The sequence below is a fragment of the Lysobacter changpingensis genome (genome assembly GCF_017308985.1).
GTDB lineage: Bacteria > Pseudomonadota > Gammaproteobacteria > Xanthomonadales > Xanthomonadaceae > Lysobacter_J > Lysobacter_J changpingensis.
This window is the reverse complement of the sequence record NZ_JADWPE010000003.1, coordinates 749,376-769,127: the sequence shown is the minus strand read 5'-3', so window position 1 is coordinate 769,127 and position 19,752 is coordinate 749,376. Positions and strand designations below refer to the sequence as shown.

Here is a 19,752-nt window from a genome sequence, read left to right as displayed (position 1 = left end):
GGCGCGGTCCGCCCTGACGAAGTGTCCACTGGAGTCTTCCGCATGCTCGTGATCGGCGTCGCCGGTACCGAACTCACCACGCAGGAGCGCGACTGGCTGCAGCACGACGCGTGCGCCGGCGTGATCCTGTTCAGCCGCAACTTCGCATCGAAGGCGCAGGTGACCGAACTGTCGGCCGCCATCCGCGAGGCCGCGCCGCGCCCGCAGCTGGTCTGCGTCGACCAGGAAGGCGGGCGCGTGCAGCGCTTCCGCGAGGGCTACAGCGCGCTGCCGCCGCTCGACGGTTTCGGCCGCCGCTATGCCGCCGATCCCGAGGCCGCGCTCAAGCTCGCGGAGGAACACGCCTGGCTGATGGCGAAGGAAGTGCTCGCCAGCGGCGTGGACCTGAGCTTCGCGCCGGTGGTCGACCTGGGACGCGGCAACCTCGCCATCGGCAATCGCGCGTTCTCCGGGGATCCGGCGGTCGTCGCCGACTTCACCCGCGCCTACATCCGCGGCATGCACGCCGCCGGCATGCCGGCGACGCTGAAGCATTTCCCCGGCCATGGCTCGGTGCAGGCCGACACGCACTTCGGCGAGGCGGTCGACCCGCGTTCGCTCGACGAACTGCGTGCGAACGACCTCATCCCGTTCATCGCCGGCATCGACGCCAAGGCCGACGCGGTGATGATGGCGCACGTGAAGTACCCGGCCATCGCGCCGGAACCGGCCGGCTATTCCAGGCGCTGGATCGAGGAGATCCTGCGCGGCGAGCTGCATTTCCGTGGCGTCGTCTTCAGCGACGACATCGGCATGAAGGCCGGTGAACACGCCGGTGGCGTGAAGGGCCGCATCGACGCGCACTACGACGCGGGCTGCGACGCGGTGCTCGTCTGCCACCCGCAGCTGGTGGAGGAATCGCTGGCGGCCGTCGAAGGCCGCAAGCTCAACACGATGGCGCTGACCGGCCTGATCGGCCGCGGCGCCCTGGGATGGGACGGGTTGCTCGCGGACGCCCGCTACGGCGTGGCGCGCAACCGGCAGGAAGGACTGGCTTGATGGAAACCATTGCGAACACGCACGACCTGGCCGCGGCGCTGGCCAATTCCGATCTTCTGCTCGACCGCGCCACGCTGGAGCAGGCCATCGCGCGCATGGCACGCGACATCGATGCCGATTACACCGCCGCCGATGTGCCGGTGTATCTGACGATCATGCACGGCGGCCTGCCGTTCGCCGCGCAACTGGCGATGGAACTGGGCGCGCTGGGCCAGGACCTGGAATTCGATTACCTGCACGCCACGCGCTATCGCGGCGAGACCTCCGGCGGCGAGCTGGTGTGGAAGCACCGTCCGGCCACGCCGCTGAAGGGGCGCCGCGTGCTGCTCGTCGACGACATCCTCGACGAGGGCCACACGCTGGCGGCGATCCGCGACTGGTGCCAGGAGCAGGGCGCGCGCGACGTGCGCATCGCCGCGCTGGCGGTGAAGAAGCACGACCGTTGTGTCGAAGGCATCTGCGCGGACTACGTCGGCGTCGAAGTGCCGGACCGCTACGTCTTCGGTTACGGCATGGACTACCACGAGCAGGGCCGCAACCTGCCGGCGATCTACGCGCTGAAGGACTGAGCCTCCGGCCCCTCCCCATTCGAAGGAACCGCGCAAAGCCCTCCCGTTCAATGGGAGGTTGGGTGGGATGGTGTCGAGCCGACACGCAAACCAGAGAAACCGAATGAGCAACATCGAACTCGCCGTCATCGGCGGCACCGGCCTGTACATGCTGGCCGACCTGCAGGACGTGGAGACGCAGCAGCCCGACACGCGCTTCGGCGCGCCGTCCGGGCCCATCCGCATCGGCACGCTCGACGGCCACCGCGTCGCGTTCCTGGCGCGCCACGGCGAAGGCCATTCACTGCCGCCGCACAAGATCAACTACCGCGCCAACCTCGCCGCGCTGCAGGCGCTCGGCGCCACGCGCGTGCTCGCGATGAACACCGTCGGCGGCATCACCGAACGCTTCGGCCCGCGCGTGCTGGCGTGCCCGGACCAGCTGATCGACTACACCTGGGGCCGCATCTCGACGATCTGCGAGGAGCCCGGCACCGACGTGCTGCACGTGGATTTCGGCGAGCCGTACACGCGCTCGCTGCGCGAGGCGGTCATCGAGGCCGCCCAGCGGGCCGGCGTCGAACTGGTCGCCGACGGCTGCTACGGCGCCACCCAGGGCCCGCGCCTGGAAACCCGCGCGGAGATCGCCCGCATGCGGCGCGACGGCTGCGACCTGGTCGGCATGACCGGCATGCCCGAGGCCGGACTCGCCCGCGAACTGGGGCTGGAGTACGCCTGCCTGGCCATCGTCGCCAATTGGGCGGCGGGGGCGGGGCCGGACGTCGACGAGGTCATCACGCTGCAGGATGTCCTGGACAATGTCGCCGCCGCTTCGTCCGGTCTGCCGCGCCTCCTGTCGGCCCTGCTCGGCGCCCCTGTCAAAAGGTGATTGTCAAGCCGGCATTCAGTTTGCATACTCGCCGGGCGCTCCGGATCGCATCCGCGTCGGTGCGCGACTCGCATCCAGCATGAGGTTGACAAGGACATGCAGTACGGCACCGTGAAGTGGTTCAACGACGCCAAGGGCTTCGGGTTCATTTCCCCCGAAGATGGCAGCGCAGATGTGTTCGCGCACTTCTCCGCGATCAACGCCAAGGGCTTCCGCAGCCTGCAGGAAGGCCAGCGCGTGAGCTACGAGCTGACGCAGGGCCCGAAGGGCGCCCAGGCGTCCAACATCAACGTGGTCGCGTGATCCCTCGGGAACCACGCCACATCGCGTTCGAAGGCCCCGCTCTCGCGGGGCCTTTTTTTCGCCCCGACCGCGGGCACTGACCGAAGGCACGATCGGTTCAAGGATGGAACTTCCAGCTTCGCCCCTGCGCATCGGCATCGTCGGCTATGGCACGGCCGGGCAGGCGGCTGCATTGTTGTTCACGCGCGACGGGCATGACGTCGAGGTCTTCGAACGCGCACCGGTACTCGGCCCCGTCGGCGCCGGCTTCCTGCTGCAGCCGACCGGACTGGCGGTGCTGTGGGAGCTCGGCCTTCTCGACGCGGCGCTGGCGCACGGCGCGCGCATCGGCCGCCTGTTCGGCGAGACCACCGCCGGGCGCGCGGTGATGGACATGCGCTACCACGAGCTGGAGCCGCGCTTCTTCGGCCTGGGCATGCAGCGCGGCGCGCTGTTCGGGCTGCTGGACGACGCATGGCGCGAAGGCCGCCGCGTGCATTGCGGCCGGCGCATCGTCGAGGTGGACGCCGATCGTGGCGTGCTGCGCGACGAACATGGCGCCGAACACGGCGCGTTCGACGTGGTGATCGTCGCCGACGGCTCGGCCTCGGCGCTGCGCGGCGCGGTCGCCGCGCCGGCACTCGATCGGCCGTACCCGTGGGGCGCGCAGTGGTGCCTGGTCGCGCAGGAGGCGTGGGCGTTCCCCGACGAGCTGCGCCAGCGCTACGTCGGCGCCCGCCGCATGGCCGGCATGCTGCCGGTCGGCACGCGGCCTGGCGATTCCGTGCCGCGCTTGAGTTTCTTCTGGAGCCTGCCTGCCGCCGCGCTGCCGAGCGCTGGCACGGATGAGGCCGCCTGGCGCGACGACGTCGCCGCCGTGTGGCCCGAAGCCGCCGAACGCCTGCGCGATACCGCGGTTCCGGCCGGCCTCGCGCAGGCGCGCTATCGCGACACCGTGCAGCGTCGCTGGCATCGTGGTCGCGCGGTGCTGATGGGCGATGCCGCGCATGCGATGAGCCCGCAGCTCGGGCAGGGCGTGAACATGGCGCTGGTCGACGCGCTGGCGCTGCGCGACGCGTTGCGGACGCACGGCCGCACCGCCGATGCTTTCGCCGATTACGAGCGCCGCCGCCGCGATCATCTGTCGGCGTATCACTTCTGGAGCCGCTGGCTGACGCCGCTGTTCCAGTCCGAACGCGATCGCCTGGCGGCGATGCGCGACCTCGTCTTCCATCCGCTCTCACGCGTGCCGGGCGGGCGCGGGCAGATGCTGCGCGTGCTCACCGGGACGCGCCGCGGCTGGCTGGGCACGTTCGCGCTCGACCCCGGCTTCCTCGATGCATTGGCCGAGCGCAGCTTCCTCGCGTTGGGCCGTCCCGCCGGCGAGGCGCCGTAGCGAACGAAAAGCCCCGCCGGAGCGGGGCTTCCCTCACGAGCGAATCGCGGCGCGCGCGTCAGAAGCTGGCGCGAATGCCGACGCGGTATTCGCTGATCGTGCCGCCGAGGTTGGCTTCGCCGACCAGGCCCCAGGTCTCGTTGAGCTTCAGCTGGCCGCCGAGCGTGGCGCCGAAATCGCGGTCGTAGGCATCGCCACCGATGTAGTTCGCCAGCGCCCAGCCTTCGACATGCTTGCCCATGCGGCTGCGCACGCCGACCGACAACCGGGCGTCGCTCGCGCCGGCATCGCTCGTGTTGAGGCTGTGGCGGCCGTCGACACGGACGTCGTACACCTTGGCGTGCGTCCACAGGTAGGCGACTTCGCCGATGAGGTCGGTGCGTTCGGAGATCCCGCGGCGGAAGCCCAGGCCGATCGAGCCCTGCTCGACGTCCGCTTCGAACGAGCCGTCCGAGGACGTCACGGCGTTGCCGATGCCGAAACCGGTAGTGTCCTTGCCCTGGCGGTAATCGGCGAGCACGTACAGCGTTTCGCCGGCCGCCACGGAGCCGCGCACGTAGGCGCCCCTGGGCTTCATGTCGTCGATGTGGGCCCACTGGTCCTGGCCGAGGGCCTGGTCGCTGCCGGAGTCGATCTTCGCCTGCGCATAACCGGCCTCGACGAAGCTGTAGCGCAGGCCGGCGGCGTTCGCCGAAAAAGCCGTCGTGGACAGCAGGAGCAGGGGGAGGAGCTTGTTCATGTACGTTCCTTGAGAGTCGGTGCCGTCCTGGCGATGTGCCGGCCGGGCGCGCACCTTAATGGCGGCCCGTTCCGGCGGACATGCGGTTTTTTCCCGGCGGCAGCGGCCGCCGACCGGGCCGGCCTACGTAGCGTTCCGGAGGCCCCCTGTGTCCTCCTAGAATCGTTTCATCGGTGCCCCTCCATCCCCGCAGGAGCCGCAGTGGACCCTCTGCCGCCGTTCGCCACGCATCGCGTCGAGAACCAGCCGCCGGAATTCGCCCCGCGCGACCTGTGGAAGGACGACGTCGCGCTGCGCGAGGCGGTGGTTCGCGAGGGCGGCGGCGATTTCGCCGAGTCGCTGGCCACCTACGGCGCGCTCGCCGGCGACGAGCTGTACCGGCTCAGTTTCGACGCGCATCGCGACCGGCCGCGGCTGCGCACGCACGATCGTTTCGGCCAGCGCATCGACCTGGTCGAGTTCCATCCGAACTACCACCGCATCATGCAGGCGGCGATCGAGCACGGCGTCGCGGGGTTGTCGTGGGCGCAGCCGCGTCCGGGCGCGCACGTCGCGCGCGCGGCGCTGAGCTACCTGCACCATCAGGTCGAACCGGGCACGAGCTGTCCGTTGACGATGACGCACGCCGCCGTGCCGGTGCTGCGCCACGCACCGCGGCTGGCCGGTTGGGAAGGCAAGGCGACGTCGCCGTTCTACGACCCGCGCGACATCGTGTGCGAGCAGAAGCTGGGCATCACCCTCGGCATGGGCATGACCGAGAAGCAGGGCGGCAGCGACGTACGCGCCAACACGACCGTCGCGATGCCGCTGTCCGGCGAGGGCGAATACCGGCTGGTCGGCCACAAGTGGTTTTTCTCCGCGCCGATGTCCGACGCGTTCCTCGTGCTCGCGCAGGCGCCCGCCGGGCTCAGCTGCTTCCTGATGCCGCGATGGACGCCCGACGGCGTCAAGAACGCCTTCGCGCTGATGCGGCTGAAGGACAAGCTCGGCGACTGGTCGAACGCGTCATCGGAAGTCGAGTTCATGGACGCGTGGGCGTACCGCATCGGCGAGGAAGGGCGCGGCGTGGCGACCATCATCGAGATGGTGATGCTCACGCGGCTGGACTGCATGCTCGGCGCCGCCGCGGAAATGCGCATGGCGCTGGCGCAGGCGATGCATCACACGCATCACCGCGCGAGCTTCGGCAAGCGCCTGGCCGATCACGCGTTGATGCGCAACGTGCTGGCGGACCTGGCGATCGAGGCCGAGGCGTCGATCGCCTTGGCGATGCGCGTGGCGCGTGCGGTCGACCGCGCTCCGTACGATCCACAGGAAGCCGCGTTCGCACGCATCGCCACGGCCGCCGGCAAGTACTGGATATGCCGCCGCGCGCCGGGCTTCGTCAACGAGGCGCAGGAATGCCTGGGTGGCGCGGGTTACATCGAGGAATCGATGCTGCCGCGCCTCTATCGGCAGGCGCCGCTGAATTCGATCTGGGAAGGCAGCGGCAACATCCAGTGCCTGGACGTGCTGCGAGCGCTGCAACGCGAGCCGCAGACCGGACGCGCGCTGCTGGCCGAACTCGAGGTGGCGGGTCAGCTCGATCCGGATTTCGACGCGGAACTCGCCGAGCTGCGGCCGGTGCTGGAAGGCCGGAGCGTGCCGGGTGAAGTCGAGGCTCGACGCTGGGTGGAAGCACTGGCGATCGCGTTGCAGGCGAGCCTGCTGCTGCGCAACGGCAGCCCGATGGCGGCGGCGTTCTGCGCCACGCGCATCGGCGGCGATCATGGCAATGCGTACGGGACGTTGCCGCGGGATTTCGAGCTGGGCACGTTGATTGGACGGGCGTGGTCTGCGGGATAGCGCCTGCGGCTGTGATGGTCGGATGCGAGAGGTGCAGCTACCTGACCGCCAGCAGGAACGTTTCAGACACGTGCCACTGGGCATTCCGGTGATCCAATGCGAATAGCGTGACGCTTCCGCAGAGACCGTCGCACGAGTGGTCGACGAGGATCAGCGCGCGCGCCCCATCGGGACTGACAACTGGTCGCGCGATCCGCACCATGCCGGCTGACTGGCCGACCTTGCGATAGAACGCTGCCCACCAGCCGGGCTGCTGGAGCACGCGGTCGATATCGGCTTGCGCTACCACGCGTGTTCCCGGGATGCCATCGAGCGACAACGGTTGCGTTTGCCGGTTTGCCATCACCAGTTCGGTGCGCAGCTTGAGTGGTGCGACAGAGTCCAGTTCGGAGTACAGGACGAGGGCATCTCCATCGCTGCAGCCCACGCGTGGTGTCTTTCGGTACAGGCACAGGGACCGATCGGAGACGATGAGCGTGCGCGGCGAGTCTTCGCGCGGCGGATCCCCCTGTGCTGGCGGCCGAAGCGGGACGCCCTCGTAGACGTGATGCGCCAACACTGCGGTCAGGATGGCGCGAGTTTCGTCCGTGGTAGCGACCACCGGGTCGGGCGCCTCGGCACGGCGTTTCAGTTCGATCTCGCCCCAACGGTAGGCCGGGCCCATGAATAGTCCGGCGAACAGCACCGCGGTCAGCATGGCGGAAAGCATCGCGATCTTCTTCCAGTGCATCCTTGCTCCTCGGCGAAGGGTTACAAGCGTCAGGCTCGGCAGTATTCCTTGAAGGCAACGGATCAACCGTCGCGGCAACGACTTGGGCGGGATCAATCCAGGAACTGCAACTTGGCCAGTTCCGAATACAGCCCGCCCTGCGCCAGCAGTTGCTCGTGCGTGCCCTCGGCGATGATGCGGCCGTGATCCATCACGACGATGCGGTCGGCCTTGAGCACGGTGGCGAGCCGGTGCGCGATCACCAGCGTGGTCCGGCCTTCCATCAGCGTTTCCAGCGCCTGCTGCACGGCACGTTCGCTCTGCGCGTCCAGCGCGCTGGTGGCCTCGTCGAGCAGCAGGATCGGCGCGTCCTTCAACAGCGCACGAGCGATGGCGATGCGCTGCTGCTGGCCGCCGGAGAGGCGCGCGCCGCGTTCGCCGAGCTCGGTGTCCAGCCGCTGCGGCAGGGCGGCGATGAAGTCCGACGCATGCGCGGCCTTGACGGCGTGCTCGACGTCCGCGTCGCTCGCGTCGAGGCGCCCGTAACGAATGTTGTCGCGCGCGCTTGCCGCGAAGATCGTCGGCTGTTGCGGCACGAGCGCGATCGACTCGCGCAGTTCGGCCGGATCGAGCTGGCGTACGTCGGCGCCGTCCACGCGCACCGCGCCGGACTGCGGATCGTGGAAGCGCAACAGCATCGAGAACACGGTGCTCTTGCCCGCGCCCGATGGACCCACCAGCGCGACCGTCTCACCGGGCCGCACGCGCAGGTCGAAATCCTCCAAGGCTGGCGCATCGGGTCGGAGCGGGTAGTGGAAGCTCACGCGTTCGAACGCCAGCTCGCCTCGCACGGGCTTCGGCAGCGCAACCGGATGCGCGGGCGGTTTCACGGAGGCGGTTTCCACCAGCAGTTCGCTGATGCGCCCCATGCCGCCGGCCGCGCGTTGCAGTTCGTTCCAGACTTCGGCCAACGCGCCGACCGAACCGCCGCCGATCAACGCGTAGAGCACGAACTGGCCCAGCGTGCCCGCACTCATGCGGCCGGCGACGACATCGTGCGCGCCGGACCACAGCACCAGGGTGATCGCGCCGAAGATCAGCACGATGGCGATGGCGGTGACCCAGGCCTGCGCCTGGATGCGGCGACGCGCGGTGTCGACGGCCTCGCGCAGCGCGGTGCCGAAGCGGTCGCGTTCGTACGGCTCGCGCGCGTGCGCCTGCACGGTGCGGATCGCGCCGAGGGTTTCGTTGGCCAGCGTGTTGGCGTCGGCGATGCGGTCCTGGCTGGCGCGCGAGATCTTCTTCAACCGTCGCCCGCCGACGACGATCGGCAATACCGCCAGCGGGATGCCTACCAGCGCGAACGCCGCCAGCCGCGGCGCGGTGACGAACAGCATCGCCAGGCTGCCTACGACGGTCACGAGACTTCGCAGCGCGACCGACATGCTCGATCCCACCACGCTGCGCAGCAGTTCGGCGTCCGCGGTGAGGCGCGAGACGAGTTCGCCGCTGCGGTTCCGGTCGTGGAAACCGGCATCGAGTGCGATGAGATGCGAATAGAGGCGTTCGCGCAGGTCGGCCACCACGCGTTCGCCCAGGAGCGAGACGAAGAAGAAGCGCGCGGCGGTCGCCAGCGCGAGCGCCACCGCCACGGCGAACAGCAGCAGGAATGCCCGATCGATCGCCGCGCCGCCGCCCTGCGCGAAGCCCTGGTCGATCATCGTGCGGAACGCGACCGGCAGGCTGAGCGTGGCCGCGCTGGATCCTGCCAGCGCGACGAGCCAGGCGACGAACAGTGCGCGGTGGCGGCGCACGAACGGCCACAGCGTGCGCAAACTGCCGATCGGAGCGTTGGCGGAAGGGGCGTCGGTCATCGGATGGCCAGTATGGAGGCGGCGGTGGAACCGCGGAACGCGGAACGGACCGCGCGCGAGTGTCGGAAGTTTCCGCGTTTCGGCCTCGGCGGGAGAACCGCCTACGCCTCGGAGAAACGCACCCGATCACGGGTGGCGTCGCGCAGGCGGGCTTTCAAGGTGTCGGCACGATCGGCCGGCAGGCGCAAGAGCAGGTGGACGCCGTCCGTCTCGAAGCGTTCGTCGAGTTTTTCCGCCTCGAATTGCGCGATCAGTGCGTGCACCGTGCCGGTTTCGGCGAACGGGTAGGCGAGGCGGAATTCGGCGAACACCACCAGCGGGCGACGCGGCGCGATGCGCAGGCATTCGGCCGCGCTGCCGCCGTAGGCGCGAACGAGGCCGCCCGCGCCGAGCTTGATGCCGCCAAACCAGCGCGTCACCACCGCGACCACGCGGTCCAGGCCCTGGCCGTCGATGGCGGCGAGGATCGGGCGTCCGGCGGTACCGGCCGGTTCGCCGTCGTCGTTGAAGCGGTATTCGCCGCCGATGCGGTAGGCCCAGCAGTTGTGCGTGGCGTCGGGATCGCCGACGCGCGCGACGAATGCCAGCGCGTCCTCCGGCGTCTCGACCGGCGCGGCGTTCACCAGGAAACGGCTGTGCTTGACCTCCAGTACATGCGAGGTCGGGCCGGCGAGCGTGCTGCTCATCGCGTCGTGGCGGGCTGCGCGAGCGCGCGCAGGTCGCGCGGCAGGCGCACGCGCGGATACGCCTTGCGGAACTGCGCGAGGCTTTCGCGCGCGTCCTCGACGTTGCCGGCGTCGCGGCGCTCGCGGATGCGTTCGAGCCATGCGGCCGGCTCCAGGCGCGCGTCCTCGACGACGGGCGTGGCGGCGATCCCGCCCTCCGAAGCGAGCCGGCTGCCGGTGACTTCGACGCGATCGAGCGTGGACGGCGGTTCGGCACTGGCCGGGGCGGCGACGGAAGCTGCGGCAGGCACGGAGGCCGCGACGTCGCGTTCGGCGGCGACCGTCTGCTCGTCGCTGCGTTGCTGGCGTGCGCGGGCGAGCTGGAAAGCCTCGCTCCGTTCGGCGTCGGAGTACGCCTGCACTTCGCGCGGCGCCACGGGAGCCGCCGCCGGGGCGGCGAAGGCATCCCGGCTTCGCGCATCCGCGGCGTCCTTGCGGAACGCGGCGGGATGCTCGTCCGGACCGACCGTCGCGATGCGGGGTGCCGCGCCGGCCGGCGCTTCCTCCGGCAAGGGCGCCGGAGCAGCGGCCGGAGCCGCTGCGGTCGCCTTTCGCTGCGCCACCACCGCAGCCCGGTCGACAGGCGGCGGGTTCAACGCCTTCGCCGTCGCGGGCGCTTCCGCGGCAGGCGGCGGCGGAGCCACCACCTGCTGGCGTCGTTCGATGATTTCCGCGCTGACATAGGCACCATCGCCCTCGCCGCGCGCCGGCCGCGGCGCCGGATCGGACGGCCGCAACTGCCACACGGTGCCGATAACCAGCACCAGCGCGGCGGCCATGCCGGCGCCGGTGATCAGTCCGCCGGGAATCGCGGTGAGTCCCAGCCGGCGGCGACGGCGCGCGGGTCCCGCCACGGCGGCGTGGGCCGCGGCGAGGATCTTCGCGTCCAGCGCCGCCGACGGGCCGTCGTGCGGGCCCAGCCGCGCCAGGCGGTCGGCCAGCGCGCGTTCTTCCGGGCTCAGCGGTTCGTCGTCGAAGCGGCTCATTCGTTCAATCTCGCGCGCAGCTTGCCCATCGCATAGCGAAGCCGCGACTTGACGGTTTCCCGGCCGGCGCCGGTGATCGCGCCGATCTCCTCCAGGCTCAGTTCCTGCTCCAGCCGCAGCAGCACGGCTTCGCGCTGCTCGTCCGGAAGTTCCTCGATCGCCAGCTGCAGGCGACGGCGCTGTTCGAACTCCGACAGCTCGCGCTCCGGGCTGCTCGGGTCGGGCACTCGGGCAGCGCGCTCGTCGGCGTCGTCGGGCGCGGCGGGGCGATGCTTCAGGCCGCGCCAGTAATCGTTGAGGCGATTGTGGGCGATGCGGAACAGCCAGGTCCTGAACGCGGCCTCGGGTTTCCAGCCCTGGCGCGCGGCGATCACGCGCTGCCAGACGTCCTGGAAGAACTCGTCCGCAAGCGCCGGATCGCGCACCTGCCGCAGCAGGAAACGGTACAGCGGTCCGCGATGGCGCGCGTAGAGCAGCTCGAACGACGCGGCGTCGCCGGCCGCCCAGGCCAGCATCAGCACGTCGTCGTCGGTGTCCGCTCCCGCATTCATGCGCGGCAGGGTACGGGGTGAGGGCGCCGGCGGGAAGTCGCGGGAGTCGCGGGCCGGTCCGGCGACCGCATGCGCTGCGAGGTTCATATTCAGACGAACGGGTCGCAGTTCCGGATGGGGTTGAGCACGCGGGCGAATTGCCGCGTTATCCTGCCCCGTCCGCCCAGGGGTTTCTTCCGCAGTGTCCACTCGTCCCAGGCCCAAGGCCGTGAGAATCGTCGACGCCCGCAGCGGGCGGGACGCGCTCGCGGACACGCTGCAGGAAGCCCTGCCGGCCGGGTCGGAAGTCGCCGTGCTGTGGCGCGACGGCTACGGCGGTGTGGCCGGATCGGCTTCGCCCGGCGCGAGCTCGTCGCTGGCCCACCGCGCCGAGTCGCTGCTCACCCGCGATCCGCTGACCCAGCATTCCCAGCGCATCGAGGCGAGCTGGACCACCTCCGAAGGCGTGCGCGTCGGCCTCGCCGCGCAACTGCCGGCGGCGCTGTCGTCGGAAACGCGCGAGATGTGGCTGGCGCTGGCGCGCATCGTCATCGGCGCGCACCTGGTGGCGCTGCGCACGCTGGCGCGCGCGGAGTCGCTGGAGAAATCCGAACGGCTGCAGCAGGCGCTGTTCGAGATCGCGGATCTTGCCGGCTCGGACCTCGAACTGGCCGACATGCTGCGCCGGATCCACACCGTCGTCGCCGGCCTGATGTATGCGGCGAACCTGTACATCGTGCTGTACGACGACGTGCGCGATTCGATGCGCTTCCTGTACTTCGCCGACCAGCGCGACACCTACGTGGCCGAGCCCGAGCGCGACATCCCCGTGGACGAGATGCCGAATTCGGTGACGGTCGCGCTGCTGCGCCATGGCGAGCCGCTGCAGGGGCCGTCGGCCGCGATCCGCGAACGCCTCGGCGTCGCGCGCGACATCCGCCACGGTCCGGACAGCGAGGACTGGCTCGGCGTGCCGATGCGTCGCGACGACCGCATCTGCGGTGCGATCGTGGTGCAGAGCTACGACCGCCCCGATGTCTATGGCGAAGAGGAACGCGCGCTGCTCGCCTTCGTCGCGCAGCACATCCTGACCGCGCTCGACCGCTTCCATGCGCGCGAGGAACTCGAACGCCGCGTCGAGGAGCGCACGCAGGCGCTGCAGCTGAGCAACCGCGACCTGCAGGCGGAGATCATCGAGCGCCAGCGCGCCGAACGCCTGCAACGCGCGCTGTTCCGCATCGCCGAGCTGTCGATCACCTCCGAGACGCTGGAGCGCTTCTACACGCAGGTGCACGACGTCGTCAGCGACCTGCTGTACGCGCGCAACTTCTACATCGCACTGCTCACCGACGACGGCGAGCGGCTGGAATTCCCGTACTCGATCGACGAACGCGATGCCGTGCGCGAAACGCGCAAGCTCACCTCGGGCCTGACCGAGTACGTGATCGCACGCGGCCGGCCGCTGCTGGCCGACCGCAAGCGCATCGCCGCGCTGGAAACGCAGGGCGTGCTGCGCAGCCGTGGTTCGCTGGCGCATTGCTGGCTGGGCGTGCCGCTGTTCCGCAACGAGGCGGTGGTCGGCGTGATCACCGTGCAGAGCTATTCGCCGGCGATCAACTTCAGCGTGCGGGACCAGGAGCTGCTGACGTTCGTCGCGCACCACATCTCGATTGGCCTGGCGCGCAAGCAGTCGCAGGATCGCCTGGTCGCCGCGCATGCGGAACTCGAACAGCGCGTGGAATCGCGCACGCGCGAACTGGCGCAGGCGAATGCGGAACTGCTTTCGCAGATCGGCGAGCGTTTGCGCGTGGAGCAGCAGCTCACGCACCAGGCCACGCACGACGCGCTCACCGGGTTGCCCAACCGCAGCCAACTGCTCGATCGCCTGTCGCACGCCATCGCGCGTGCGCAGGGCGATTCGCAGCGCACGTTCGCGGTGCTGTTCCTCGACCTTGACCGCTTCAAGCTGGTCAACGATTCCGTCGGTCATTCCGCGGGCGACGAACTGCTGATCGAAACCGGCCGGCGCATCGTCGATGCGGTGCGCACCGACGATACCGTCGCGCGCCTGGGCGGCGACGAGTACGCGATCCTCATCGAGGACATCGACGGCCCGCAGGTCGCCGAGGAACTCGCGCAGCGCGTGCTGCGCGCGCTGGGTGAACCGTGCTGGATCGCCGGTCGCGAAGTCTTCCCGTCGGCGAGCCTGGGCATCGCGCTGTGGCATCCGCGCTATCGCACCGGCGCCGAACTGCTGCGCGATGCGGACGCGGCGATGTATCGCGCCAAGTCGGCCGGCCGCGATCGCTGCGCCGTGTTCGACGAGGCGATGCGCGAGGAGGCCGTGCGCATCCTCGACCTGGAAGCCGACCTGCGCCGCGCGATCAACGGCGATGGTTTCGTCGCGTTCTACCAGCCGATCGTGCGCCTGGACGACCAGCGCGTGATCGGCCACGAAGCGCTGCTGCGCTGGCGCCACGAACGCCGTGGCCTGCTCACGCCGAGCGAATTCATCGGCGTGGGCGAGGACAGCGGGCTGATCGAGGAGGTCGACTGGATCCTGTATCGGCAGGTGATGGACGAACTCGCGCGCGGCGGCGAGGGCTACATCTCGGTGAACGTGTCGCCGCGGCACTTCCGCTCGTCGGACTTCGCCGACCGGCTGCTGCGGATGATCGACCAGGCCGGCGCGGACCCGCATCGCCTGCGCATCGAGATCACCGAGGTCGCGCTGCTCGACGACGTGCCGCGCGCGCTGCGCATGCTGCGCACGCTGCGCAGCCACGGCGTGCTGGCGCAACTGGACGACTTCGGCACCGGTTTCTCGGCGCTGTCGTACCTGCACCGCTTCCCGATCGAATGCCTGAAGATCGACCAGAGTTTCGTCTCCGGCCTGGTCGGCGACACGCAGCCGGAAAGCGTGGCGGTGGTGCGCGCGATCCAGGCGCTGGCCGGCACGCTGGGCATCCACACAATCGGCGAAGGCGTTGAAAACGAAGCCCAGCGCGCGACCTTGCGCGAACTGGGCTGCACGTACGGACAGGGCTATCTGTTCGGCTATCCGGCCGAACGCCTGCGCGTGGCGCCGCTGAAGGTTGCCGTCACCAGCTGATCCGGCGCCGCAGCGCCTCGGTCACTCCACCGGATCGCGGATCACCAGCAGCCGCTGTTCGGTCATGTCCTCCATCGCGTAACGCACGCCCTCGCGCCCGAGACCCGAGTGCTTCACGCCGCCGTAGGGCATGTTGTCGACGCGGAAGCTCGGCACGTCGCCGACGATCACGCCGCCGACGTCCAGCCGGTCCCACGCGCGCATCGCGTGTTCCAGCCGGCCGGTGAACACGCCGGCCTGCAGGCCGAAATCGCTGTCGTTGACCTGGTCGAGCGCCCGTTCGAAGTCCTCGAAGGGTTCGATCAATGCGACCGGCGCGAAGGCTTCCTTGCGGTACAGGTCGCTGTCGTGCGGCACGTTTTCCAGCAGCGCCGCCGGCACCATGTTGCCGTTGCGTTCGCCGCCGGCCAGCCGTTTCGCGCCGCCCTTGCGCGCGGCGGCGATCCACGACTCGATGCGTTGCGCGGCCTTCTCGTCGATCATCGGACCGATGAAGGTGGACTCTTCGCGCGGATCGCCCATGCGCAGCTTCGCCACCGCGGCCTTGAGCTTCTTGCGCAGCTTGTCGTACACCGCCGCGTGCGCGTGGATGCGCTGCACGCTGATGCAGCTTTGGCCGCTCTGGTAGTACGCGCCGAAGACGAGGCGCTCGACGACGTGATCCAGCGCTGCGCCCGGCTCGTCATCGACGATGCATGCCGCGTTGCCGCCGAGTTCCAGCGTCACCTTCTTGCGACCGGCGCGCGCCTTCAGGTCCCAGCCGACAAGGCCGCCGGTGAAACTCAACAGCGCGACGCGCTCGTCCTCGACCAGTTGCGCGGCGTCGTCGTTGCTGCAGGCGAGGATGGAGAACGCGCCTTTCGGCAGGTCGGTCTCGGCCAGGATCTCGCCGATGATCAGCGCGCCGATCGGGGTTTTTTCCGAAGGTTTCAGCACGAACGGGCAGCCGGCGGCGATCGCCGGCGCGACCTTGTGCGCGACCAGGTTCAGCGGGAAATTGAACGGTGTGATGAACCCGCACAGGCCGATCGGCACGCGCTTCGTCATCCCGCGATAACCGCGGGTGCGTGGCGAGATCTGCAGCTCGATCACCTCGCCACCGATGCGCGTGGCTTCACCGGCGGCGATGCGGAAGGTGTCGATCAGTCGCGTGACTTCGCCGCGCGCGTCGCGGATGGGCTTGCCGGCTTCGATGCACAGCGCGAGCGCGAGTTCCTCGAAGCGCTCGGTGAAGCGCCGCACGCAATGTTCGAGCACGTCGCGGCGCGCGTCCGGCGGGAATGCCGCCATCGACTCGCGCGCCTGGTAACCGGCGACGATCGCCTTGCGCACGGCCGCCGCGTCCGCCAGCGCCACGCGCGTCGCGCGCTGGCCGCTGTATTTGTCGAGCACGTCGAGGCCGGTGTTGGCCGCGACCGGCGCGTTGGCGAGGTAGTAGGGATAGCTCGACTTCAATCCCTTGCCGGCGCGCGTCTTCTTCTTGTCCTTGGGCATGATGGACTCCCCGGAAAAGCCGGCAGTGTAGGCGAGCGGCCGTTAGTGCGCGGTGGTCTGCGCGGGAGACGCGGACATGTTCGCGACGACGTCGAGCCCGGCGACCGGCGGGCGGTAATGGCCGATGATCGCGTGGCCGAACAGGATGTCGTCCTCGCGCGTGCCCCAGCCGATGTTGTGCAGGATCAACGGCACGCCTTCGCGCGAGGTGAGGTCGGACACGATGCCGATGTGCAGCAACCCGCTGCCCTGCAGGCGCCAGGCGACGATGTCCTGCGGCTGGTAATCCGCGGCGTTTCCGGACGACGGCAGCTCCCAGCCCTGTCGCGCGAACCAGCGCATCAGGTTCGGCACGCGACGATGGTCGATGTTTCGGTCCGGCGCGCGTGCGCCCCACATGCGCGGATACGCGGCGAAATTCCGGCGCATGTCCTCGTGCACGGCACGTTGCAGGTCGAGCCCTTGCCGGCGCAGGGCGCGGACCACCACGTCGGTGCACACGCCGCGATCGACCGGCACGTCGCCGTTGGGGTAAGCGATCGCGGTGTATTCCGGGTCGTAACGCACGGTCACGCCGATCTGTTCGCGCGCGGCGGCGACGAGTGGCGGCGACGGCGGCCTCGTGGGCGGCGCGGCGCGCTGTGGCGTGGTTGGCGCGGGCGCCGGGGCCACCGGAGTACGTTCACAGGCGATCAGGCAGAAGGACAGCGATACCAGCAGGAGCGGACGGGCCGGTCTGGATGGACGCATGCGATGCCCGTAGGCGGTGGCGTTGCGGCGATTCTATGCGCGATCCGGCGCGCGATCCCGGCCACTCAGTCGCGCGTGTCCTTCGCTTCCACCCGGACGGCCAGTTCGCCATCAGACAGCCGTGCCGACAGCCGATCGCCCGGCGCCGCATCCAGCACGCTGCGGACGATCCGGCCGTCGTCGTGGCGCAGGATCGAATACCCGCGCGCGACCGTCGCCAGCGGGCTCACCGCTTCGAGCGAGCGCGCGAGTCCGCGCAGGTGCAGTGCTTCCTTCGACAGCCGGCGCACGATGGCCGACTGCGGTCGTTGCGCCATCGCGGCCAGGCGTTCGCGCAGGCGGTTGATGCGACGCTGCGGATGCGCGGCGCGCAGCACCGCGTCGGCGTGGCGAAGGTGGGCGCGTTCGCGTTCGATGCGGCGTTTCCATGCGGCGTCGAGGCGACGCAGCGCATCGGCCTGCCGCCGGCACAACATGTCCAGCCGGGCGCGGGGACGCAGCGCGTTGAGGCGCAGCGCCGCGCGATCGGCGCGCTGCATTGCCTGGCGCAACCGCTGCAATTGCAGGTTGCGCAGGCGCGCGTCGAGCACGCGCAGCCGGTGCAGCAGGTCCTCTCGATTGGGCACCAGCAGTTCGGCGGCGACCGACGGCGTCGGCGCGCGCACGTCGGCGGCGAAATCGCTGAGGCTGAAGTCGGTTTCGTGGCCGACGGCGGAGACGATAGGCACGGGCGAGGCGGCGATCGTGCGCGCCAGCCGTTCATCGTTGAACGCCCACAGGTCTTCCAGCGAACCGCCCCCGCGCGCGAGCACGATCACGTCATAGCGCTGCGCGGCGATCGCCTTGAGCAGCATCGTGGTGATCTGCGCCGCCGCGCTTTCGCCCTGCACGGGCACCGGCAGCACGTCGGCCCGCACCAGCGGGAAACGGCGCGACAACACGCTCAGCACGTCGCGCACGGCAGCGCCGCTGGGCGAGGTGATCACGCCGATGCGCCGCGCGAAGCGCGGCAGCGGGCGCTTGCGTTCGGCGTCGAACAGGCCCTCGGCGGCGAGCTTCGCCTTGAGTTCCTCGAACGCGCGGCGTAGCGCACCTTCGCCGGCTTCCTCCAGGTGGTCGAACACCATCTGGTACTCGCCGCGCGCTTCGTACAGCGTGAGCCGGCCCCGGCCGAGCACGCGCAGCCCTTCGCGCGGAGTGAAGCGCAGCCAGCTGCTCTTGGGCCGGAACATCGCACAGCGCACCTGCGCGCGCGCGTCCTTGATCGTGAAGTACAGATGGCCCGACGAGGGGCGCGAGACGTTGCCCAGCTCGCCCTCGACCCAGATCGAGGGAAAGGCGCCTTCCAGCAGGTCGCGCGCCAGCGTGTTCAGCTGGCTGGGCGTGAGCACCGTGTCGGGGCGGCTGGCGTCGGCGAAGGAGGGCATGGCGGGGCCGTTCGATGGCCGGCCACGGTACCTCAGGAGGGGGCGTCGGTCACGTGATCGTTCGCACGCCCGGCCGCGTGAAGACGCGCGGTCGCCACGGCCGCGTGGCCTACAATAGGCGCATGAATTCGCACGCCCAGGCGCCCTGCGCCCATCCCGGTTTCGGACCCCTGCCACGCCGCCTGACGACGGCGGTGCGCATCGGCGGCGTCGACGTCGGCGGCGGCCATCCGGTCGTCGTGCAGTCGATGACGAACACCGACACGGCCGACGTCGCCTCCACCACGAAGCAGGTCGCCGAACTGTGGCGCGCCGGCTCGGAAATGGTCCGCGTCACCGTCAACACGCTTGAAGCCGCCGCCGCCGTGCCGCGCATCGTCGACAAGCTGGCGATGATGGGCGTCAACGTGCCGATCATCGGCGACTTCCACTACAACGGGCATCAGCTGCTCACCGCCGAGCCGGCCTGTGCCGAAGCGCTGGCGAAGTACCGCATCAACCCGGGCAACGTCGGCTTCGGCAAGAAGAAGGACAGCCAGTTCGCGACGCTGATCGAACTGGCGATCCGTTACGGCAAGCCGGTGCGCATCGGCGCGAACTGGGGCTCGCTCGACCAAGCGCTGGCCGCGCAGCTGATGGACGAGAACCACACGCTCGCCGAGCCGCGCGAGGCCGGCGAAGTGCTGCGCGAGGCGCTGATCCGCTCGGCGCTGGATTCGGCGGCGCGCGCGGAGGAACTCGGCCTGCCGGCGGACCGCATCGTGCTCAGTGCGAAGGTCAGCGGCGTGCAGGAACTCATCGCGGTGTATCGCGAACTCGCGCGCCGCGGCAAGTACGCGCTGCACCTGGGCCTGACCGAGGCCGGCATCGGCAGCAAGGGCATCGTCGCCTCCAGCGCGGCGTTGGGCGTGCTGCTGCAGGAGGGCATCGGCGACACGATCCGCATCTCGCTCACGCCGGAGCCGGGCCAGCCGCGCACGAACGAGGTCGTCGTCGCGCAGGAACTGCTGCAGACCATGGGCCTGCGCGCGTTCACGCCGATGGTCACCGCGTGCCCGGGCTGCGGTCGCACCACCAGCACGTTCTTCCAGGAGCTGGCCAAGACCGTGCAGGAACACGTGCGCGCGAAGATGCCGGAGTGGAAGGTGACGCATCCGGGCGCGGAAAACCTGACGCTCGCGGTGATGGGCTGCGTCGTGAACGGCCCGGGCGAATCGCGCCACGCGAACATCGGCATCTCGCTGCCGGGCACGGGCGAGGCGCCGTCCGCGCCGGTGTTCGAGGACGGCGAGAAGACCGTGACCCTGCGCGGCGAGAACATCGCGCACGAGTTCGTGGCGCTGATCGACCATTACGTCGAGCGCAAGTTCGGGGCCGGCGCGGCACGTGGCGGCTGACGCGGGCGGCG

The 19,752-nt window shown here is 69.9% G+C and carries 17 protein-coding genes; 8 read left to right on the top strand and 9 right to left on the bottom strand.

Annotated features, from left to right (window positions below):
• Positions 1 to 42: 42 nt before the first annotated feature.
• The 5 genes from nagZ to I4U41_RS10375 all read left to right on the top strand — a co-directional run bounded on the left by nagZ (position 43) and on the right by I4U41_RS10375 (position 4,153).
• Positions 43 to 1,038, top strand: a complete 996-nt coding sequence (gene nagZ, locus I4U41_RS10395) for a beta-N-acetylhexosaminidase (protein ID WP_206861058.1) — start codon at positions 43 to 45, stop codon at positions 1,036 to 1,038.
• On the top strand, positions 1,038 to 1,607 hold the full coding sequence (locus I4U41_RS10390; RefSeq protein WP_206861057.1) for a hypoxanthine-guanine phosphoribosyltransferase: 570 nt from the start codon (positions 1,038 to 1,040) through the stop codon (positions 1,605 to 1,607). Before nagZ ends, I4U41_RS10390 begins: the two co-directional genes overlap by 1 nt.
• A gap of 103 nt (positions 1,608 to 1,710) precedes the next feature.
• Entirely contained in the window at positions 1,711 to 2,475 is a 765-nt protein-coding gene (locus I4U41_RS10385; protein WP_206861056.1) for an S-methyl-5'-thioinosine phosphorylase, read from the top strand.
• Positions 2,476 to 2,571: 96 nt separating this feature from the next.
• Complete coding sequence (locus tag I4U41_RS10380) at positions 2,572 to 2,778, top strand: cold-shock protein (RefSeq protein WP_115842987.1); 207 nt, start codon at positions 2,572 to 2,574, stop codon at positions 2,776 to 2,778.
• Between the two features lie 103 nt (positions 2,779 to 2,881).
• On the top strand, positions 2,882 to 4,153 hold the full coding sequence (locus I4U41_RS10375) for an FAD-dependent oxidoreductase (RefSeq protein ID WP_206861055.1): 1,272 nt from the start codon (positions 2,882 to 2,884) through the stop codon (positions 4,151 to 4,153).
• 58 nt (positions 4,154 to 4,211) lie between these two features.
• On the opposite strand, the gene I4U41_RS10370 is transcribed toward I4U41_RS10375, so the two are convergent.
• Positions 4,212 to 4,892: a hypothetical protein gene (locus tag I4U41_RS10370; RefSeq protein WP_206861054.1), complete on the bottom strand. Its 681-nt coding sequence runs from the start codon at positions 4,890 to 4,892 to the stop codon at positions 4,212 to 4,214.
• 201 nt (positions 4,893 to 5,093) lie between these two features.
• Here I4U41_RS10370 and I4U41_RS10365 point away from each other — a divergent pair, with 201 nt between their 5' ends.
• Positions 5,094 to 6,737: an acyl-CoA dehydrogenase family protein gene (locus I4U41_RS10365; RefSeq protein ID WP_320415172.1), complete on the top strand. Its 1,644-nt coding sequence runs from the start codon at positions 5,094 to 5,096 to the stop codon at positions 6,735 to 6,737.
• Between the two features lie 37 nt (positions 6,738 to 6,774).
• Here the strand turns inward: I4U41_RS10365 and I4U41_RS10360 are convergent, their stop codons facing one another.
• The 5 genes from I4U41_RS10360 to I4U41_RS10340 form a co-directional block, all read right to left on the bottom strand.
• On the bottom strand, positions 6,775 to 7,467 hold the full coding sequence (locus I4U41_RS10360; protein ID WP_206861053.1) for a hypothetical protein: 693 nt from the start codon (positions 7,465 to 7,467) through the stop codon (positions 6,775 to 6,777).
• 92 nt (positions 7,468 to 7,559) lie between these two features.
• Entirely contained in the window at positions 7,560 to 9,320 is a 1,761-nt protein-coding gene (locus I4U41_RS10355) for an ABC transporter transmembrane domain-containing protein (RefSeq protein WP_206861052.1), read from the bottom strand.
• A 101-nt stretch (positions 9,321 to 9,421) separates the two neighbouring features.
• Positions 9,422 to 10,006 (bottom strand): IMPACT family protein, encoded by a 585-nt coding sequence (locus I4U41_RS10350; protein ID WP_206861051.1) that lies wholly within the window; start codon positions 10,004 to 10,006, stop codon positions 9,422 to 9,424.
• Positions 10,003 to 11,031 carry a hypothetical protein gene (locus tag I4U41_RS10345; protein WP_206861050.1) on the bottom strand — a complete coding sequence of 343 codons (1,029 nt, stop codon included), beginning with the start codon at positions 11,029 to 11,031 and terminating at the stop codon, positions 10,003 to 10,005. Before I4U41_RS10345 ends, I4U41_RS10350 begins: the two co-directional genes overlap by 4 nt.
• Complete coding sequence (locus I4U41_RS10340) at positions 11,028 to 11,582, bottom strand: RNA polymerase sigma factor (protein WP_206861049.1); 555 nt, start codon at positions 11,580 to 11,582, stop codon at positions 11,028 to 11,030. The genes I4U41_RS10345 and I4U41_RS10340 overlap by 4 nt, the downstream gene beginning before the upstream one ends.
• A gap of 208 nt (positions 11,583 to 11,790) precedes the next feature.
• Between I4U41_RS10340 and I4U41_RS10335 the strand changes: the two genes are divergently transcribed.
• Positions 11,791 to 14,673 carry a sensor domain-containing phosphodiesterase gene (locus I4U41_RS10335; RefSeq protein WP_320415171.1) on the top strand — a complete coding sequence of 961 codons (2,883 nt, stop codon included), beginning with the start codon at positions 11,791 to 11,793 and terminating at the stop codon, positions 14,671 to 14,673.
• A 21-nt stretch (positions 14,674 to 14,694) separates the two neighbouring features.
• On the opposite strand, the gene I4U41_RS10330 is transcribed toward I4U41_RS10335, so the two are convergent.
• The 3 genes from I4U41_RS10330 to xseA form a co-directional block, all read right to left on the bottom strand.
• On the bottom strand, positions 14,695 to 16,167 hold the full coding sequence (locus tag I4U41_RS10330) for an aldehyde dehydrogenase family protein (RefSeq protein WP_206861048.1): 1,473 nt from the start codon (positions 16,165 to 16,167) through the stop codon (positions 14,695 to 14,697).
• Between the two features lie 42 nt (positions 16,168 to 16,209).
• On the bottom strand, positions 16,210 to 16,917 hold the full coding sequence (locus I4U41_RS10325) for a DUF1287 domain-containing protein (protein WP_206861047.1): 708 nt from the start codon (positions 16,915 to 16,917) through the stop codon (positions 16,210 to 16,212).
• A 65-nt stretch (positions 16,918 to 16,982) separates the two neighbouring features.
• Positions 16,983 to 18,344, bottom strand: coding sequence for an exodeoxyribonuclease VII large subunit (xseA, locus tag I4U41_RS10320; protein ID WP_206861046.1), 1,362 nt, complete (start codon positions 18,342 to 18,344; stop codon positions 16,983 to 16,985).
• A gap of 122 nt (positions 18,345 to 18,466) precedes the next feature.
• Between xseA and ispG the strand changes: the two genes are divergently transcribed.
• Positions 18,467 to 19,741, top strand: coding sequence for a flavodoxin-dependent (E)-4-hydroxy-3-methylbut-2-enyl-diphosphate synthase (ispG, locus tag I4U41_RS10315; RefSeq protein ID WP_206861045.1), 1,275 nt, complete (start codon positions 18,467 to 18,469; stop codon positions 19,739 to 19,741).
• The last annotated feature ends 11 nt before the right edge of the window (positions 19,742 to 19,752 follow it).

Bases quoted from the DNA above. Each gene is read 5' to 3' on its own strand.
- nagZ (WP_206861058.1), top strand. From the start codon at position 43: ATGCTCGTGATCGGCGTCGCCGGTACCGAACTCACCACGCAGGAGCGC.
- I4U41_RS10390 (WP_206861057.1), top strand. From the start codon at position 1,038: ATGGAAACCATTGCGAACACGCACGACCTGGCCGCGGCGCTGGCCAAT.
- I4U41_RS10385 (WP_206861056.1), top strand. From the start codon at position 1,711: ATGAGCAACATCGAACTCGCCGTCATCGGCGGCACCGGCCTGTACATG.
- I4U41_RS10380 (WP_115842987.1), top strand. From the start codon at position 2,572: ATGCAGTACGGCACCGTGAAGTGGTTCAACGACGCCAAGGGCTTCGGG.
- I4U41_RS10375 (WP_206861055.1), top strand. From the start codon at position 2,882: ATGGAACTTCCAGCTTCGCCCCTGCGCATCGGCATCGTCGGCTATGGC.
- I4U41_RS10370 (WP_206861054.1), bottom strand. From the start codon at position 4,892: ATGAACAAGCTCCTCCCCCTGCTCCTGCTGTCCACGACGGCTTTTTCG.
- I4U41_RS10360 (WP_206861053.1), bottom strand. From the start codon at position 7,467: ATGCACTGGAAGAAGATCGCGATGCTTTCCGCCATGCTGACCGCGGTG.
- I4U41_RS10355 (WP_206861052.1), bottom strand. From the start codon at position 9,320: ATGACCGACGCCCCTTCCGCCAACGCTCCGATCGGCAGTTTGCGCACG.
- I4U41_RS10350 (WP_206861051.1), bottom strand. From the start codon at position 10,006: ATGAGCAGCACGCTCGCCGGCCCGACCTCGCATGTACTGGAGGTCAAG.
- I4U41_RS10345 (WP_206861050.1), bottom strand. From the start codon at position 11,031: ATGAGCCGCTTCGACGACGAACCGCTGAGCCCGGAAGAACGCGCGCTG.
- I4U41_RS10340 (WP_206861049.1), bottom strand. From the start codon at position 11,582: ATGAATGCGGGAGCGGACACCGACGACGACGTGCTGATGCTGGCCTGG.
- I4U41_RS10330 (WP_206861048.1), bottom strand. From the start codon at position 16,167: ATGCCCAAGGACAAGAAGAAGACGCGCGCCGGCAAGGGATTGAAGTCG.
- I4U41_RS10325 (WP_206861047.1), bottom strand. From the start codon at position 16,917: ATGCGTCCATCCAGACCGGCCCGTCCGCTCCTGCTGGTATCGCTGTCC.
- xseA (WP_206861046.1), bottom strand. From the start codon at position 18,344: ATGCCCTCCTTCGCCGACGCCAGCCGCCCCGACACGGTGCTCACGCCC.
- ispG (WP_206861045.1), top strand. From the start codon at position 18,467: ATGAATTCGCACGCCCAGGCGCCCTGCGCCCATCCCGGTTTCGGACCC.